Source organism: Peribacillus simplex (assembly GCF_001542915.1).
Taxonomy (GTDB): Bacteria; Bacillota; Bacilli; order Bacillales; family DSM-1321; genus Peribacillus; species Peribacillus simplex_B.
This window is the reverse complement of the sequence record NZ_LNNH01000055.1, coordinates 101,970-117,421: the sequence shown is the minus strand read 5'-3', so window position 1 is coordinate 117,421 and position 15,452 is coordinate 101,970. Positions and strand designations below refer to the sequence as shown.

Here is a 15,452-nt window from a genome sequence, read left to right as displayed (position 1 = left end):
GAAATCGTATATGATTTTCAGTAAAAACCAATTGCAATCATATATGATTTCATATATGATAAAAATATGGAAGAGAAAAACAAAAACACCAATAAAAAGCAAATCGCCTACGAACACCTGCGCCAATTGATTTTGGATGGAACATACGGTTCTGGACAGCGCATCATCATCGATCAAATTGCTAAAGAATTACGTTTAAGTCCAATCCCGGTCAGGGAGGCGATCAGGCAACTCGAATCGGATGGACTTATTCATTACAAGCCCTATAGCGGAGCCGTTGTAACAAGCATCAATGAGAGCGAATACATTGAAACGCTTTCTGTCTTATCGCTGCTTGAAGGCTATGCTGCTGCATTAAGTTCTTTAACGATGAACGATCAGGATTTTGACAATCTAATAAATTTAAACAAAGAAATGGAAAAAGCACTCCATAACTTTGAATTAGAGCTGTTTGGTAAATTAAACGAGTGCTTTCATGCCGAAATTACTGAAAAGTGCGGCAATTCCTTTTTAATGGAGGAAATCAAGCAGTCTCAGCAAAGAATGAATAGAGTCAGAAAGTCGATGTTCACCATGGTACCGCAGCGTGCTGTCCAATCGATCCGTGAACATGAAAGCATTATCAAGCTCCTGCAGGAAAAAGCTTCATTTGAAGATATTGAATCATTGGTAAGAAAGCATAAGCTTAATGCCATCAGTACATTCAAGCAGAGGGCGGATACGAACCACGATCAAGCACTTTAATGACCCAGGCTTCGTTTTTATAATAGTCGACTGATTATCTATTAAAGCAAAGCCTATTTTCTTATGTTCATTATTCGGAATATTAAAAAATGAAAAGGTGGTCAAAAAAATGTACGAGGAAATCAAACGTCGTTTAAGGGGATCCATTGCGCCAGTCATCACACCGTTTGACAAGAACTTGGAAGTGGACGTAAAGGGAATTGAAAATCTCGTAAACTGGCATATTGAAAGCGGTTCCCATGGCATCTCGGTATGCGGCACGACAGGAGAGCCCAGCTCATTAACGGTGGAAGAACGGGAATTGGTGATGGAGACCGCTATAAAAACGGCAAAAGGCCGGGTTCCGGTTGCACCGGGTACAGGGTCTGCCAATCAAAAAGAAACGTTGCATTTGACAAAAAGAGCCCAGGAAATGGGGGCGGATGCTGCATTGGTTATCGTTCCTTATTACAATAAACCAAACCAGCAGGCACTTTATGATCATTTTAAAACGGTTGCGGATTCAGTTGATATTCCGATTGTCGTTTATAACATTCCCGGCAGGACGGCAACAAATTTAGAAGTGAAGACATTGGCGCGACTTGCTGAAGATTGTAAAAATATCATTGGTGTAAAGGAATCCAATAAGGATTTCGAACATGTGAACCGTGTCTTATTGCATTGTGGCAGAGATTTCCTCTTATATTCCGGCATTGAATTATTATGCTACCCGATGCTTGCGATAGGCGGAGCGGGACATATCAGCGCAACAGCCAATATCACCCCTAAAGAAGTGGCCGATCTCTATAACCTTTGGGTGGAAGGGAAGGTAGATAAGGCACTCGAGCTTCATTATAAATTGATGCCTTTGAATGATGTATTGTTTAAAGAAACAAATCCAGGGCCATTGAAAGCGGCAATGGGAATGATGGGGAAAATCAATCCAGCCTTAAGGCCCCCAATGGGTCCGCCTTCTGAACCGTTGGAAAGGGAATTGCGCGAAACCCTCCAATCATACGGATTGGTAGAACAAGTCATCAAATCATGATTACGAGATGGAAACGAAAACGGAATCTCATTATCTTCCCCAATTAGATTAAAGGAGGATTCATCATGCCAGCTTTTCCCGTACAGGATATCCAGCACTACATCAATGGGCAATTCATCGATGGTATTTCACGAAAAACATTTGTCAATCTTAACCCTTTTAATAATCAAGCAATCAACAATGTCGCAGAAGGGTTTAAAGAGGATATCGATCAAGCGGTAGCTTCTGCAAAAGAAGCATTCGATAATGGACCATGGCGATCGATGAAAGTGGAAGAAAGATTGGCATACTTGGTCAGGATTGCTGATTTAATTGAAGAACATGCCGAGGAAATATCCTTTTTGGAATCACTTGATACTGGGCTGCCCATTAGCCAAACAAAAAAACAGGCAGCAAGGGGAGCCGAGAATTTCCGGTTTTATGCGGAGATGGTGAAAAGCAGGCTGATTGGTGAATCGTATCAGGTGGATGACACATTCATTAATTATACGATCCATAAACCTATTGGCGTTGCAGGCTTAATCACGCCGTGGAACGCGCCTTTCATGCTTGAAACCTGGAAGATAGCACCGGCGCTTGCTACAGGTAATACATGTGTACTTAAACCTGCGGAATGGTCCCCCTTGACCGCCAATAAATTAGCTCACATATTTGACCAATCCGGCTTGCCGAAGGGTGTGTTGAATATCGTCCATGGTTTTGGGGAAACGGCAGGGGCATCTCTTGTTGCCCATCCTGACGTCCAATTGATTTCCTTTACCGGGGAAACGACGACTGGCGCTCAAATCATAAAAAATGGCGCCGATACCATGAAACGGTTTTCCATGGAGCTCGGAGGGAAGTCACCTGCGATCATTTTTGAAGATGCCGACCTGGAAAAGGCCCTTGATTCGGTTATTTGGGGAATTTATTCTTTCAATGGGGAGCGCTGCACAGCGAATTCGAGGTTATTCGTCCAAGAATCGATCATCGAAAAATTCGTCCAAAGATTGAAGCAGCGTGTTCACTCGATCAAAGTTGGCAATCCGATGGATCCGGGAACGGAGATCGGACCGCTTATCCACCGGAACCATTTTGATAATGTCTCCCGTTATCTGGACATAGCCAAAGACGAAGGTGCTGATATTGTAAGCGGCAGCATCCCTGACGAATTCAAGGAAGGGAATTTCATTGCCCCGACACTTCTTCTTAACTGTACGAATGATATGACGGTGGCACAGGAGGAGATTTTTGGTCCGGTGATGGCCGTCATCCCATTCAAGACGGAAGAAGAAGTCCTGAGAATGGCCAACGATGTAAAGTATGGGCTAGCCGCATATGTATGGACGAATGACATGAGGCGCGGACATAGATTCGCTCAAGCCGTCGATAGCGGGATGGTCTGGGTGAATTCCCAAAATGTCAGGGATTTGCGAATTCCGTTTGGCGGTTCGAAGTACAGCGGGGTTGGTCGTGAGGGAGGCCATTACAGCTTTGAGTTTTATACGGAAACCCAAGTAATCCATGTTGCGATTGGGGAGCATCACATTCCGAAATTCGGAGTGGAAAAACAGAATGCCGTTTCTTCTGCCGAACAATAATCGAGATTAAGAAAGGGAGAACACTATGAACTTTTCCATTATCCGTGTTGCGAGAACGATTCTTAATGTTACCGATTTAGACAAATCGAGGGCATTCTATGTGGACGCCTTAGGTTTTATTGAAACGGAAAGAACGAATGCTCACATTTATTTACGTGGCCTGGAGGAAGCGCACCATCATTCGCTGATCCTGCAAAAGGCAGAAAAGCCTAGCGTGGAAGCGATTGGATACAAGGTTGAAAAAGAAGAAGATCTTATTGAATTGGAAACATTATTCAAATCCAAAGGGATGAAAATGAAGTGGATGGCAGAAGGGACGCAGCATGCACTAGGCAGGGCGCTCCGTGTTCAGGACATTTCAGGCTTGCCAATGGAGTTTTTTTGCAAAATGGATAAAGCGGAGAGACTGCTGCAACGATTCGATTTGCACAAGGGATCAAGGGTCCAGAGAATCGATCATGTGAATTGCAGCGTTGCCAATGTGCAAATGGCCCATGACTTTTATGTGAAAGAATTAGGTTTTGCCTGCTCGGAAGATACAGTAGATGAGGCGGGGCATTTATGGGCCACATGGCTGCATAGGAAACAAACGGTCCATGATCAGGCCTTCATGAATGGTGTTGGTCCTAAGCTTCACCATATCGGCTTTTGGCTGCCGGATCCGCTCGCTCTCATCCATGCCTGTGATGTGCTGGCATCTCTCGGTTATGCCCAATCCATTGAACGCGGACCCGGAAGGCATGGTCTGTCCAACGCATTTTTCCTTTATTTAAGAGATCCGGATGGACATAGAATTGAATTATACAATGGCGATTATTTAACGTCCGATCCAGATAATGAACCGATCCATTGGGATTTGGATGACCCGAGGCGCCAGACCTTCTGGGGTGCCAAGGCTCCTGATTCATGGTTCGATGAGGCTTCCGTTGTCCTTGATATCATCACGCGCGAAGAAGTTCCACTTGAAGACCCAATCCTTGAAAAAAAGAAGCCTGAATTCATGATCTAGGGCTGATGCTGTAAGATATCGATTGGTGCGGAAAAGATCTTCAAAAGCTTGACGGCAATTTTCAAAGCTGTATTTTGTAAGCGCTTCATTATCACCGGGATAAAAGGAGGATACTAGATGCCAGCGAAAACAGGTGAAGAGTATATTAATAGGGTGGACGAAGCAAAGGCGAATGTTTGGATCAATGGGGAGCAAGTGAAAGGCAAGATCAGTGAACATCCGGCATTCATGGGGGTCATGAAAAGCCAGGCAGAATTATATGACCTTCAGCATGACCCCGATAAACAAGACACCATGACATATATCTCGCCAACCTCGAATGATCGGGTGGGGACATCATTTTTGCAGCCGCGGACGAAGGAAGACCTTGAAACAAGAAGAAATATGATTCAGGAATGGGCCCGTCATAATAATGGCATGATGGGAAGGTCGCCTGATTATATCAATAGCGGGATGATGGCCTATGGCTCGGCTGCTGACATGTTCGGCACACAAGATGCGGCATTTGCAAAATATATGAAAACGTATTATGAGCTCTGCCGGGAAAAGGATTTGTCCTTGACACATACCCTGATTCAGCCGCAGGTTAATAGGGGTGTAAGTGCGGCAAAGCTTCCCGATCCATACATCGCTGCCAGGATAGCGGGCAAGAATTCAGAAGGGCTTATCATTAAAGGAGCAAGGCTACTCGCTACACAAGGGGGCATAACGGATGAAATCATGGTTTTTCCTTCAACATTGCTTAAGCAATCCGAAGAAGAAAACCCCTATGCATTCGCCTTCTCCATCCCCAATAATACACCGGGTTTAAAGTTCATCTGCCGTGAATCCTTCGATTATGGCAAATCACATTATGACCATCCGCTTGGCTCAAGATTTGAGGAAATGGATACGATCATCGTTTTTGATGATGTGGTCGTTCCTTGGAATCGAGTATTTGCCTACGGAGATGTTGGAATTTGTAACCAGGCATATTATGAAAGTAATGCCGTGGTACATATGACGCATCAAGTGGTAGCGAAAAATATTGCCAAAACGGAGTTCATCCTGGGGATTCTGCAATTGATGGTGGAAACGATCAACATTGGGCAATATCAGCATGTTCAGGAAAAGATTTCGGAAGTCATCATTGCACTGGAAACGGTGAAGGCATTCATTACAGCCTCTGAGGCAAATGCAAAATTGGATAAGTGGGGAATTATGACTCCAGATTTCACCCCGCTGAACATTGCCCGTAATTATTATCCGAAAATTTATCCAAGGTTCAGTGAAATCATGCAGCTTCTTGGAGCGAGCGGCTTAATGGCCATCCCGAATGAGGCCGATTTCAACTCCGAACTCCGGCCTGATTTAGATAAATATCTTCAGGCAGCCAATGGGCCGGCATATGAAAGGGTCAGGTTGTACCGGCTGGCTTGGGATGTGTGCATGAGCTCATTTGGCACAAGACAAACGCTTTATGAACGGTTCTTTTTTGGAGATCCGATCCGGATGGCAAGCGCTTTATATAACGGCTATGATAAACAGGAATATGTGGACCGCGTCAAAGAGTTTTTAAACCGCTCCGAACATCTCGCGGAAATCAACTGATTACATGTCGAGTGAATAATCAAAGGCCTTCCTGATCACCGGGAAGGCCTTTAAGTTTCACTTATATCGATCATGGATATTATTCTTTTTATATGTGCCCGACTCACCGAATTCCACAAGCTCCATGGAAAGGGCGAGATACCTTTTCGAAAAGAGCGGGGCGAAATGGGCTTCCATCATGGCGAAAAGCTTTTCACATACTTTCGTCTTATCAGGCTCATTTCGTCCAGCGCCCATTTTTAACAGGGCGTGAACAAAGGCATCATCCTCAGAGCCATCAGCCACACGATAATGCTTCAATTCAATGGCCCGGGAACGAATGCCCCCAATCGGAAAGATTGTGGGAAAGGAGATCAAAACATCGTTCATTTTCTTTAATAATTCCCCAATCTGGATTTCATCTTTTATATTGTCCGTATATTCTACAATGATATGAGGCATATGATTGATCCTTTCCATCAATTATTGATTTTTATGTGTGACGGTTCCTGTCCTTTCGTAAAGATATCGTCACTGACGATCGTGCTGACGAGCTTTCCGATTCCTTCAATTTCCGTCGTGATTTCGTCGCCTACAGCGGTATTCGCCAAACCTTCGGGTGTTCCTGTCAATATCACATCACCTGGACTCAATGTCATGAAACTGCTGAAGTATTCAATTAACTCGGCAATGCCGAATATCATATCGTTTGTATTGCCTTCCTGGGTCAATTTCCCGTTGATGTATGTCTTAATGGTAAGGTTCATCGGGTCAGGAATATCTCTGGCATCGACGAGCCACGGGCCAATCGGCGTGCAAGTATCACGGTTCTTAACCTTTAAGTTGGGACGGTAGTAGTTCTCGAGGTAATCTCTAATTGCGTAATCATTGGCAATGGTATAACCACATACGTATTCAAACGCTTCTTCCTTTTTCACGGCCTTCGCCGTTTTTCCGATGACGACAGCCAGTTCGCATTCATAATGCATATATGCGGCATCTAGGGGCCGTCTTGTCTGTCCGCGATGGCCGATGAAGGTATTGGGTCCTTTTAAGAAAGCCAGGGGTTCTTCAGGGGCTTTAAACGCAAGTTCCTTTGCATGATCTGCATAATTCAAGCCTAGTGCGAACACAGTACGGGGCTCCAACGGGGGAAGCCAGACAACATCTTGCTCATCAACGATCCGGCCATCTGTTAATTTTAGCCGTCCATTAGATTCGCATGCCTGATGGATGGCACCGGCATAAGCTACACGCGCTTTCTTCATGAAATCCCCTCCATCGCCAGTTTCTCTTCGGTTACAATCGGATTTTCCAAATAACCAATTTCGTCTATTTCGATTCTTACATGATCGTTCGCTTTCGCGAGAGGGGCATTCTCCGGAACTCCGACTAAAAGGACGTCCCCGGCATTCAAGGTCATGAAGTCTGTTATATCTTCAATGAGCCGGGAAATGGGGCGTATTAGATTGGACGTTGTATTTTCTTGCCTTAGCTCTCCGTTAATATACACACGGATCCCTAAACGATCGGGATTTGATATCGAATCTTTGGATACGACCCAAGGGGCGATCGGGCAAAAACCATCACGGGCTTTATATCGGATCGCAGGACGGTAAACGCTTTCGTGAGGGATGCTAATATCATTGACGATCGTAAAACCCTCTATATAATCCATTGCCTGCGCTTTCTTGACTCTTGTGGCTGTCTTGCCGATTACAATTCCAAGTGATGCACCGATTTCCAATTCAGGTTCCCCAGTTGGGAGGGGAACGGGTTTTGCAAAAGCAGAAAACGTGTTTCTAGGTTTAATATAAAGAACTGGCCCTTTAGGCGGTTCATTATAAGGAGGATGGTGGACCTGTTCCATCAGCGCCTCCAATGAACCTTTGTAGTTTAATAGGGTCCCATACAACGTTCCTGTAACCGGAATATCCAGATTCACTTGAGATAACTCCGAGCTTTTTCCGTTCCTTACCATATGATGATCTGAAATCTCCACTTCTTCCGAAAACTCTGAATCCTTAAGCTTCACCTTTGCTTTAATCACGGCACTCACCCCTTGGAAATTTTATAATCATATAGGATATCGTATATGATTTATTGTTTAAGTTCAACATTTTTAGATGATTAAGGATAATTATGAAATAAAAGTAAAATAAGAAATGAAAATGCCCCTGAATATAGGCTGTTGAAACGGTTAGCCGTTCACTGGAATCGATGTGAAAAAGTCAATGATAGGGAAACACAGCTACACCCTGGAATCCTTGCATTCGTAATCACGTAATCTATCAAGCCATACGCGTGCCGGCTTTCTGAAATTTAATGGAGAGAGGGAGATTTTCATTCATGTGATTTATTTGCTTGTAAGGAGGGCTATGGGTATAATAAGTAGAGTAAATTCCTTAGTAAGTTAAGCTATTTTTGGAGGGAAATTCCGTGAAAATTACAATAAAAGATGCTAGCAAGTTCGTCGATCAAGAAGTGACGATTGGAGGCTGGCTTGCCAGCAAGCGTTCCAGTGGGAAAATTGCGTTCCTTCAAATACGTGATGGCTCCGGTTTCATTCAAGGAGTGGTCGTGAAGGCTGACGTGGGTGAAGAGATTTTTGCCCGTGCGAAATCGGTTACACAAGAGACATCCATGTACGTAACAGGTGTCATCCAAAAGGATGAACGCTCGCCGTTCGGCTTCGAATTACAAGTGAAAGATATTGAAATCATCCATGAATCGTTGGATTACCCGATTACGCCTAAAGCGCATGGTCCTGAATTCTTAATGGATAACCGCCATCTGTGGCTGCGTTCAAAGCGCCAGCATGCTGTGATGAAAATCCGCAATGAAATCATCCGTGCTACATATGAATTTTTCAATGAAGAAGGATTCGTCAAGGTCGATCCGCCGATTTTGACTGGAAGCGCACCAGAGGGAACGAGTGAATTGTTTGCGACTAAATATTTTGATGAGGATGCCTATCTTTCACAAAGCGGTCAGCTTTATATGGAAGCGGCAGCCATGGCGTTAGGAAAGGTATTTTCCTTTGGACCTACTTTCCGCGCTGAAAAATCCAAGACAAGACGTCATTTAATCGAGTTTTGGATGATTGAACCAGAAATGGCCTTCATCGAATTTAAAGAAAACCTTGAGGTTCAGGAACAGTTCGTATCTTCCATAGTCCAGTCGGTATTGAAAAATTGCCAGCTTGAACTGAATACCTTAGGTCGTGACACGGCTAAACTTGAACAAATACAAGCTCCTTTCCCGAGGATCACGTATGATGATGCGATCAAATTCCTTCATGAACAAGGATTTGAAGATATCCAATGGGGTGATGATTTTGGAGCGCCGCATGAAACGGCGATTGCTGAAAGTTATGATAAGCCGGTTTTCATCACGCATTATCCAACCAAAATCAAACCATTCTATATGCAGCCAGCCCCTGATAGGGAGGAAGTCGTTCTTTGTGCAGATTTGATCGCCCCAGAAGGATATGGAGAAATAATCGGCGGCTCGGAGCGGATTCATGATCAAAAATTGCTTGAACAGAGAATAAATGAGCATGGCTTGAGCGAAGACGCATACAAATGGTATATGGAATTAAGAAAATACGGCTCCGTACCACATTCAGGCTTCGGCTTGGGATTGGAACGCACCGTTGCCTGGATAAGCGGCGTGGAACATGTCCGTGAGACAATTCCATTCCCGCGTCTACTAAATCGACTATATCCTTGATTTTGTGAAGAAGCGGTTATCTTGTCATTTGTGACAGATAACCGTTTTTTGTTAAAATTATAAACTTATTCGGTGAGCCGTATTCATGTTATACTTAAAATGAGGTGTCCAAAAACATGAATAAAGAACATTTATATGCGTGGTTTAAGGAAGGAACGATAACGATTCCATCCTTTTTGCTGACTAACTATAAGTCAATGGGACTGAATGAACAAGAAATGGTCCTATTAATACAATTGCAAAGCTTCATTGATAAAGGTAACCATTTCCCTGCACCGTCCCAAATATCCGATCGGATGACATTACAGGAAACGGAATGTCTGTACTTGATTCAGCGGTTGGTTCAGAGGGGATTCGTGGAAATGGCGGTTGAAGAGAATCAAGAAATCGGCCAGGAAAAATATTCGCTAGCGCCGCTTTATGAAAAAATGATGGACTGTTTCCTGAAAACGTTGAAGCGGGCAGAGTCTGCTGAAGTGCAAAAAGCGGAGGAGAGCCTATATACGATTTTTGAACAGGAATTTGGCCGTCCTTTATCTCCTTTTGAATGTGAGACATTGGCCATGTGGATGGAGGATGACCACCAACCTGAAATCATCAAGTCAGCCCTGAGGGAATCAGTCATTTCCGGAAAGTTGAATTTCCGCTACATTGATCGGATTTTATTCGAGTGGAAAAAGAATGGAATAAAAACCTTGGCACAGGCTAGGGAGCAAGGACAAAAGTTCAGGGCCCATCAAAAGCGGGAACGTAAGACAGAAGCTGCACAACCAATCAAAGATGTGCCCTTTTATAATTGGCTCGAGCAGTAATGCAAAATGAAGGAGAACGAAAATGTTGAACAAAGCTCAAATTCGATTTTGTCTGGATACAATGGGGGAAATGTTTCCGGAGGCCCATTGTGAGCTGAATCATTCCAATCCATTTGAATTGGTGATCGCTGTTGCACTGTCAGCTCAATGTACGGATGTATTGGTCAATAAAGTCACGAAGGATTTATTCCAAAAATATAAAACGCCTGAGGATTACATAAGCGTTCCGATAGAAGAGCTGGAAAATGACATCCGCTCGATCGGTTTGTTTCGTAACAAGGCTAAGAATATCCAAAAGCTGTCGCGCATGCTGATCGACGAATACGGCAAGGTGGTACCCCGTGATCGTGATGAGCTAGTTAAGTTACCAGGCGTTGGCAGAAAGACCGCGAATGTGGTCGTTTCCGTTGCTTATGATGTGCCGGCGATAGCTGTAGATACGCATGTAGAGCGTGTTTCCAAGCGCTTGGGAATTTGCCGGTGGAAGGATAGCGTCTTGGAGGTTGAAAAAACGTTGATGGCTAAGATTCCGATGGATGAATGGTCCGTTACGCATCACCGCCTGATCTTCTTTGGACGCTATCATTGCAAGGCCCAATCACCACAATGTGAAACCTGTCCGCTTCTTGAAGTATGCCGCGAAGGAAAAAAACGAATGAAAAGGAAAGAGGCCATGTGACGCAGATCGTATCGTTAAAAGTGCCCAAGGAATTGGATCATCCTTTCTTTTTCCCTGAAAAGCAAATCGCCTTTGATAAAGAACAGTATGCAGGATGGAGCGGGACAATTCCATTTCAGGACTTTCCATATGAAGTGCTTCATTTTAATGAGGTGGTTTCCTATTCTCCGTGGACAAAAGGGGCTGTGCATGTAAAGGAAGTATTGGAAAAATGGAAGCAACTTGATTCGGAATGCAGGTTGTTATTTTCAGAGCGGAAGGCCGGACAGACCTTAGGACTCATGAAGCGGGGCCTCAGCTTATTTTTAACGGCGGTCTTCTGGTTGCATGGAAGGCCAGTAGTGCTGAGTGCCTGGCAGGAGCAAATGGAGTCCTTCCATACAATTCCGGTAAATGTCGCTGAAAGGCTTACTTTCATCCTTTCTCGACCGGCTTTCTTTCCTTCATATAGACAGCTTAGCGAGTTGTTCCAAGAATTCGAAAAACAATATGTCAAATACATGATAAAACAAGCGCATGTCAATAAAAATATCTAAGCGAATTAGACGTTTCATACTGCAGACAAATCCGAAAATAAGGGAGATTTGTCAGCAGTTTTTTTGTTTTGTATTTTGACTGTTTTTATGCACTGCAGGCGCTCTTTTTTAGCGGGGAGGTCCTTTGAGCTTTGCGGGTTTCATGTAGACAGGCATTTCCCGCAGGTGGGTTGCACCTTGCATTCCATTCCACTGTGCGTGAACATGAAGCTGGAATTCCGATCGCCCACAGCTTAGTGGTTGTGTACGTAGAAGGTTGCATGGGTGCCGATATGAAGGGCGAAGGGAGAGCGTCATTGTCCACACACTAAAAAACCGCCTAAGCAAAAGCTTAGGCGGTTTTTTTAGTTAACCGTTATTATCAGTGTCCTGGTCTTTATCTTTTTCCGGATCAGGATCAGGGGCGGGCGTTTCACCAGGTTTTTCTTCTTCCACCTTACCAGGGTCGGTGCCTGTGTTCCCATCTTCGACATTTTCATCGTCTGTATTGCCTTTCCCGTCATCCGGGTTGTTGCCATTTCCATTATTATCAGTGTTGCCATCGCCGTTATTATCGGTGTTTCCATTATCAGTATCGCCATTGTTGTTTTTGTCTTCATCCTGCTTATCTTCATCGCCTTCAGCAGGGGTTTCTTGATCTGGATTTTCACCTTCGGCAGGATCTTCAATCTCCTCATCCGTACCTTCCGGTTCTTCCGCTTCTGCAGGAATTTCAACGGAGGTGCTGGCAGGGTCACTTTGCTGACCATCCGCCAATGCTACCACAGAGAAGGTATATTTACTTCCTGGGGTTGGATTCGGGATCGTCAAACTAGTATCCTTCGATTTCTTCAACACACTCTGAGCACCGCCATCAACGGACATCTTCACCTCGAATTGAGTATCTCCGTCACCTTTAGGATATGCCCATGATAGGTTGATTTGATTACCTTCTTGATCGTATGAAGCACTGATGCTAGGTTTGTCGATTTTTTCATATTCTGTTGTCACTTGTGTCGGCTCATGGCCTTTAACGTAATACTCATAAGTGATTTTACTGCTCGGTGTATACGCATTGGCTTTTACCGCTGGGTTAGAACCTTTTATGACGCCAACCTTCACAACGCTGTCCGGTTGATCAAAGTCCTTCGTTTCCTTGGTCTGTGCCATATGTTCCATCAAATTCTTAAAGATCGCCTTAGGGATCCGCTGGGATGAATCGCCGAGGTATTCCAATTTCTTACCTGAAGCATTATCATAGCCAGCCCAAACCGCGACTGTATAATTGGTTGTATAACCCGCCATCCAGCTATCTTTTACACCGGAAGAGGGGATATTGTTTGCTGCACGCTGTTCAGGCGTGAAATTGGTTGAGCCGGTTTTTCCGGCTACAGGCAGACCAGGTATATTCGCAAGCCTTCCTGTTCCATAAGGTTCATTCAAGACGCTCTTCAGCATATCGGTCACGATGAAAGCAGTGGAGTCTTTCATGACCGGTTTCGATTCGGTCTTGTTTTTGATGGTCGTTTTGTCACGCAAAACAATCTTTTTCACACTATGCGGTTGATTATAGGTCCCGTTGTTTCCGAATGAACTGTAAGCCCCGGCAAGTTCAAGGGTCGATACGTCCTTGCCGCCGCCAAGTGCAGCGGATTCCGTAATTTCCTTGTCGAAGGGAATGCCAAGCTCAACGGCAAAATCACGGCCCCGGTCCAATCCGACTTCCTGAAGTGTTTTCAGGGCTGGGATATTTAATGACCGTGCCAGCGCTTCACGAATCGTTACCGTGCCATAATGGCGTCCTGACGCATTCTTTAGCGGTGTTCCATTGCTATATGAATATTCCTCATCTTTAATCGGTTGGTATGTGGACCAATTCAAATATTCAACTGCCGGACCGTAATCCAAAATCGGCTTGATTGTCGAACCTGGTGAACGCTTGGCATCCGTTGCATAATTCCAGCCACGTTTGACCGTCGTGTTCCTGCCGCCGCCGACTGCTTTGATCTCACCGGATTGCGTATCCAGTAAGGTGATCCCGGCTTGAAGATCTTTGCTTGGATAATTGATGATTTCATCACTGTTCAACATTTTGTATACATATTCCTGGGCATCTTTATCGATCGTCGTTTGGATTTCCAAACCATCGGTGAAGACGTTATAGTCACCCATCTCACCGACTTCTTCAATGACTAAATCGATGAATGCATCGTAAGCGGTCGTATCAATTTGGCTTTTATCGATTTCCTGCAAGCCTTCTTTAATATCGACGCTTTGCGCATCCTTCATTTCCTTTTCGGTGATGTATCCGTGCTTATTCATTAAGTGAAGGACGATATCACGGCGTTCTTTCGCGCGTTCCGGATATTTATATGGATCATAACGGCTAGGGCTTTGCGGTAACCCGACAAGCATCGCCGCTTCGTTCAATTTCAATTCGTCCAGATCTTTGCCATAATAAGTGCGGGAAGCGGTTAGGATCCCATTTGCACGGTTAGCGAAGAAAATTTTATTCACATACATCTCGAAAATTTCTTCTTTTGTGTATTTCCTTTCAAGCTGGATGGATAGCCACATTTCCTGGACTTTCCTCTTTATGGTCTTATCAGGCGTTAAATAAGAACGCTTGATGACCTGCTGGGTCAATGTACTTGCACCCTCAGAGCCGAATCCGTTTTTGACGTTGGCTATTACGGCACTGCCCAATCTCAGGAAGTCCACCCCGTGATGCTTGTAAAAACGGGAATCTTCCGTTGCCAGGAAGGCGTGTTCGACTAGATCGGGTATGTCTTCATAATTGACAAAGTCCCGGTTTTCAGTACCGACTTCAGCTAGTAATTTACCATTCTCATCAAGTATTTTGGATGTAACGGGATCTTTCAATAACTTTTCGTCGAGTTTTGGAGCATCGCTTATGAAATAAGCCAATGCCGCGCCTCCTGTCACCAAGCCGATAATCCCTATCGTAACGAGTATAAGGAAAACGCGCTTAAGCATGTTGGTTGACTTCTGGGGGCCTTTTTTCGGTCCCTTTTTTTGAGACTGCCCCTGCTTTCGGCGCTCTTCCCTAGTATTATATTTTTCAGCCATTACAGCTAACCTGCCTTTCTAAAAAAAACTAAAAATTTTCTGTGATAAGCGAATCTACTACTTTAATATAGTCAATTCTCGGTTGAAAGCCAAGAGTAATCTTCTTTGAACTGTTTTCAACCTCTTTCAGAGTAATGGATTTGCGTCCGCCATCTTTCATTCGCTGCCAGTAAAAACTCAACTGTTCAGAACTCATTAAGTATATGTCATCCATTGAGGAGAATCGGATGATCACAAAGGCAATTCCGTCATGCTGCACGATGTCTTTCATATGTTCAATTTGATGGTCATGAAAGTTCTTGAGGGGGAAGGAACTGCTGTTTTTCGTTTCCTTTGCCTCAAAATCAATGTACCTTCCTTTATAAACTCCATTATAATCAGTGGTCGATGCTTGTTTGAAGTAGGCTTCCTTAATGACTGCCGCGCTTCTCTTCGGGTAGTGGACATCGACGATTTGGATCGGTGTCGGTTTTTTATGAATGACGGCAATGCCGTGTGCCAAGTAATACTGGTTGGTTTCGTTCAAATCGTCTTCCAATGTTTTTCCCCGGTTGCTATAACTGATTTTTTTAAGTGGGCTTTTCTTTTCTTCCATAGCCTGCGGTACAAATCTTCGTCCGTTGGGATAATGAAATGCCACTTTTACCCCTCCTTTTTTTCACTTATCTATATTAGCAAAAAAAGAATCCAAAATG

At 44.3% G+C, this 15,452-nt stretch carries 14 protein-coding genes; 9 read left to right on the top strand and 5 right to left on the bottom strand.

All coding sequences use genetic code 11. The features are described from left to right. The first annotated feature begins 66 nt into the window (after nucleotides 1-66). From AS888_RS22205 to hpaB, 5 genes are all read left to right on the top strand, one after another. Nucleotides 67-744, top strand: coding sequence for a GntR family transcriptional regulator (locus AS888_RS22205; protein ID WP_061144256.1), 678 nt, complete (start codon nucleotides 67-69; stop codon nucleotides 742-744). Nucleotides 745-853: 109 nt separating this feature from the next. Beyond that, nucleotides 854-1,771, top strand: a complete 918-nt coding sequence (hpaI, locus tag AS888_RS22200; RefSeq protein ID WP_061144255.1) for a 2,4-dihydroxyhept-2-ene-1,7-dioic acid aldolase — start codon at nucleotides 854-856, stop codon at nucleotides 1,769-1,771. 65 nt (nucleotides 1,772-1,836) lie between these two features. Next, a complete protein-coding gene (hpaE, locus tag AS888_RS22195; protein ID WP_061144254.1) occupies nucleotides 1,837-3,351 on the top strand; it encodes a 5-carboxymethyl-2-hydroxymuconate semialdehyde dehydrogenase in 1,515 nt (504 codons plus the stop codon). A 25-nt stretch (nucleotides 3,352-3,376) separates the two neighbouring features. Then, complete coding sequence (gene hpaD / locus AS888_RS22190; protein ID WP_061144253.1) at nucleotides 3,377-4,360, top strand: 3,4-dihydroxyphenylacetate 2,3-dioxygenase; 984 nt, start codon at nucleotides 3,377-3,379, stop codon at nucleotides 4,358-4,360. A gap of 117 nt (nucleotides 4,361-4,477) precedes the next feature. After that, nucleotides 4,478-5,950, top strand: a complete 1,473-nt coding sequence (gene hpaB, locus AS888_RS22185) for a 4-hydroxyphenylacetate 3-monooxygenase, oxygenase component (RefSeq protein WP_061144252.1) — start codon at nucleotides 4,478-4,480, stop codon at nucleotides 5,948-5,950. 57 nt (nucleotides 5,951-6,007) lie between these two features. Here the strand turns inward: hpaB and AS888_RS22180 are convergent, their stop codons facing one another. The 3 genes from AS888_RS22180 to AS888_RS22170 are packed head-to-tail and all read right to left on the bottom strand — an operon-like array spanning nucleotide 6,008 to nucleotide 7,979. Beyond that, nucleotides 6,008-6,391: a 5-carboxymethyl-2-hydroxymuconate Delta-isomerase gene (locus tag AS888_RS22180; RefSeq protein ID WP_061144429.1), complete on the bottom strand. Its 384-nt coding sequence runs from the start codon at nucleotides 6,389-6,391 to the stop codon at nucleotides 6,008-6,010. A gap of 17 nt (nucleotides 6,392-6,408) precedes the next feature. Then, entirely contained in the window at nucleotides 6,409-7,197 is a 789-nt protein-coding gene (locus tag AS888_RS22175; RefSeq protein WP_061144251.1) for a fumarylacetoacetate hydrolase family protein, read from the bottom strand. Then, nucleotides 7,194-7,979 (bottom strand): fumarylacetoacetate hydrolase family protein, encoded by a 786-nt coding sequence (locus tag AS888_RS22170; protein ID WP_061144250.1) that lies wholly within the window; start codon nucleotides 7,977-7,979, stop codon nucleotides 7,194-7,196. The genes AS888_RS22175 and AS888_RS22170 overlap by 4 nt, the downstream gene beginning before the upstream one ends. A 389-nt stretch (nucleotides 7,980-8,368) precedes the next feature. On the opposite strand from AS888_RS22170, the gene asnS reads away from it, so the two are divergent. From asnS to AS888_RS22150, 4 genes are all read left to right on the top strand, one after another. Then, on the top strand, nucleotides 8,369-9,661 hold the full coding sequence (gene asnS, locus AS888_RS22165; RefSeq protein WP_061144249.1) for an asparagine--tRNA ligase: 1,293 nt from the start codon (nucleotides 8,369-8,371) through the stop codon (nucleotides 9,659-9,661). Nucleotides 9,662-9,777: 116 nt separating this feature from the next. Beyond that, nucleotides 9,778-10,473, top strand: coding sequence for a DnaD domain-containing protein (locus tag AS888_RS22160; protein WP_061144248.1), 696 nt, complete (start codon nucleotides 9,778-9,780; stop codon nucleotides 10,471-10,473). 22 nt (nucleotides 10,474-10,495) lie between these two features. Beyond that, the gene (gene nth, locus AS888_RS22155) at nucleotides 10,496-11,152 is read left to right on the top strand and encodes an endonuclease III (protein WP_061144247.1); all 657 of its coding nucleotides are present in this window, start codon (nucleotides 10,496-10,498) and stop codon (nucleotides 11,150-11,152) included. Then, nucleotides 11,149-11,688: a YpoC family protein gene (locus AS888_RS22150; protein ID WP_061144246.1), complete on the top strand. Its 540-nt coding sequence runs from the start codon at nucleotides 11,149-11,151 to the stop codon at nucleotides 11,686-11,688. The genes nth and AS888_RS22150 overlap by 4 nt, the downstream gene beginning before the upstream one ends. Nucleotides 11,689-12,036: 348 nt before the next feature. On the opposite strand, the gene AS888_RS22145 is transcribed toward AS888_RS22150, so the two are convergent. Together AS888_RS22145 and recU are read right to left on the bottom strand one after the other, a co-directional pair. After that, entirely contained in the window at nucleotides 12,037-14,757 is a 2,721-nt protein-coding gene (locus AS888_RS22145; RefSeq protein ID WP_061144245.1) for a PBP1A family penicillin-binding protein, read from the bottom strand. A gap of 28 nt (nucleotides 14,758-14,785) precedes the next feature. Next, entirely contained in the window at nucleotides 14,786-15,397 is a 612-nt protein-coding gene (recU, locus tag AS888_RS22140) for a Holliday junction resolvase RecU (RefSeq protein ID WP_081092569.1), read from the bottom strand. Nucleotides 15,398-15,452 lie beyond the last annotated feature (55 nt).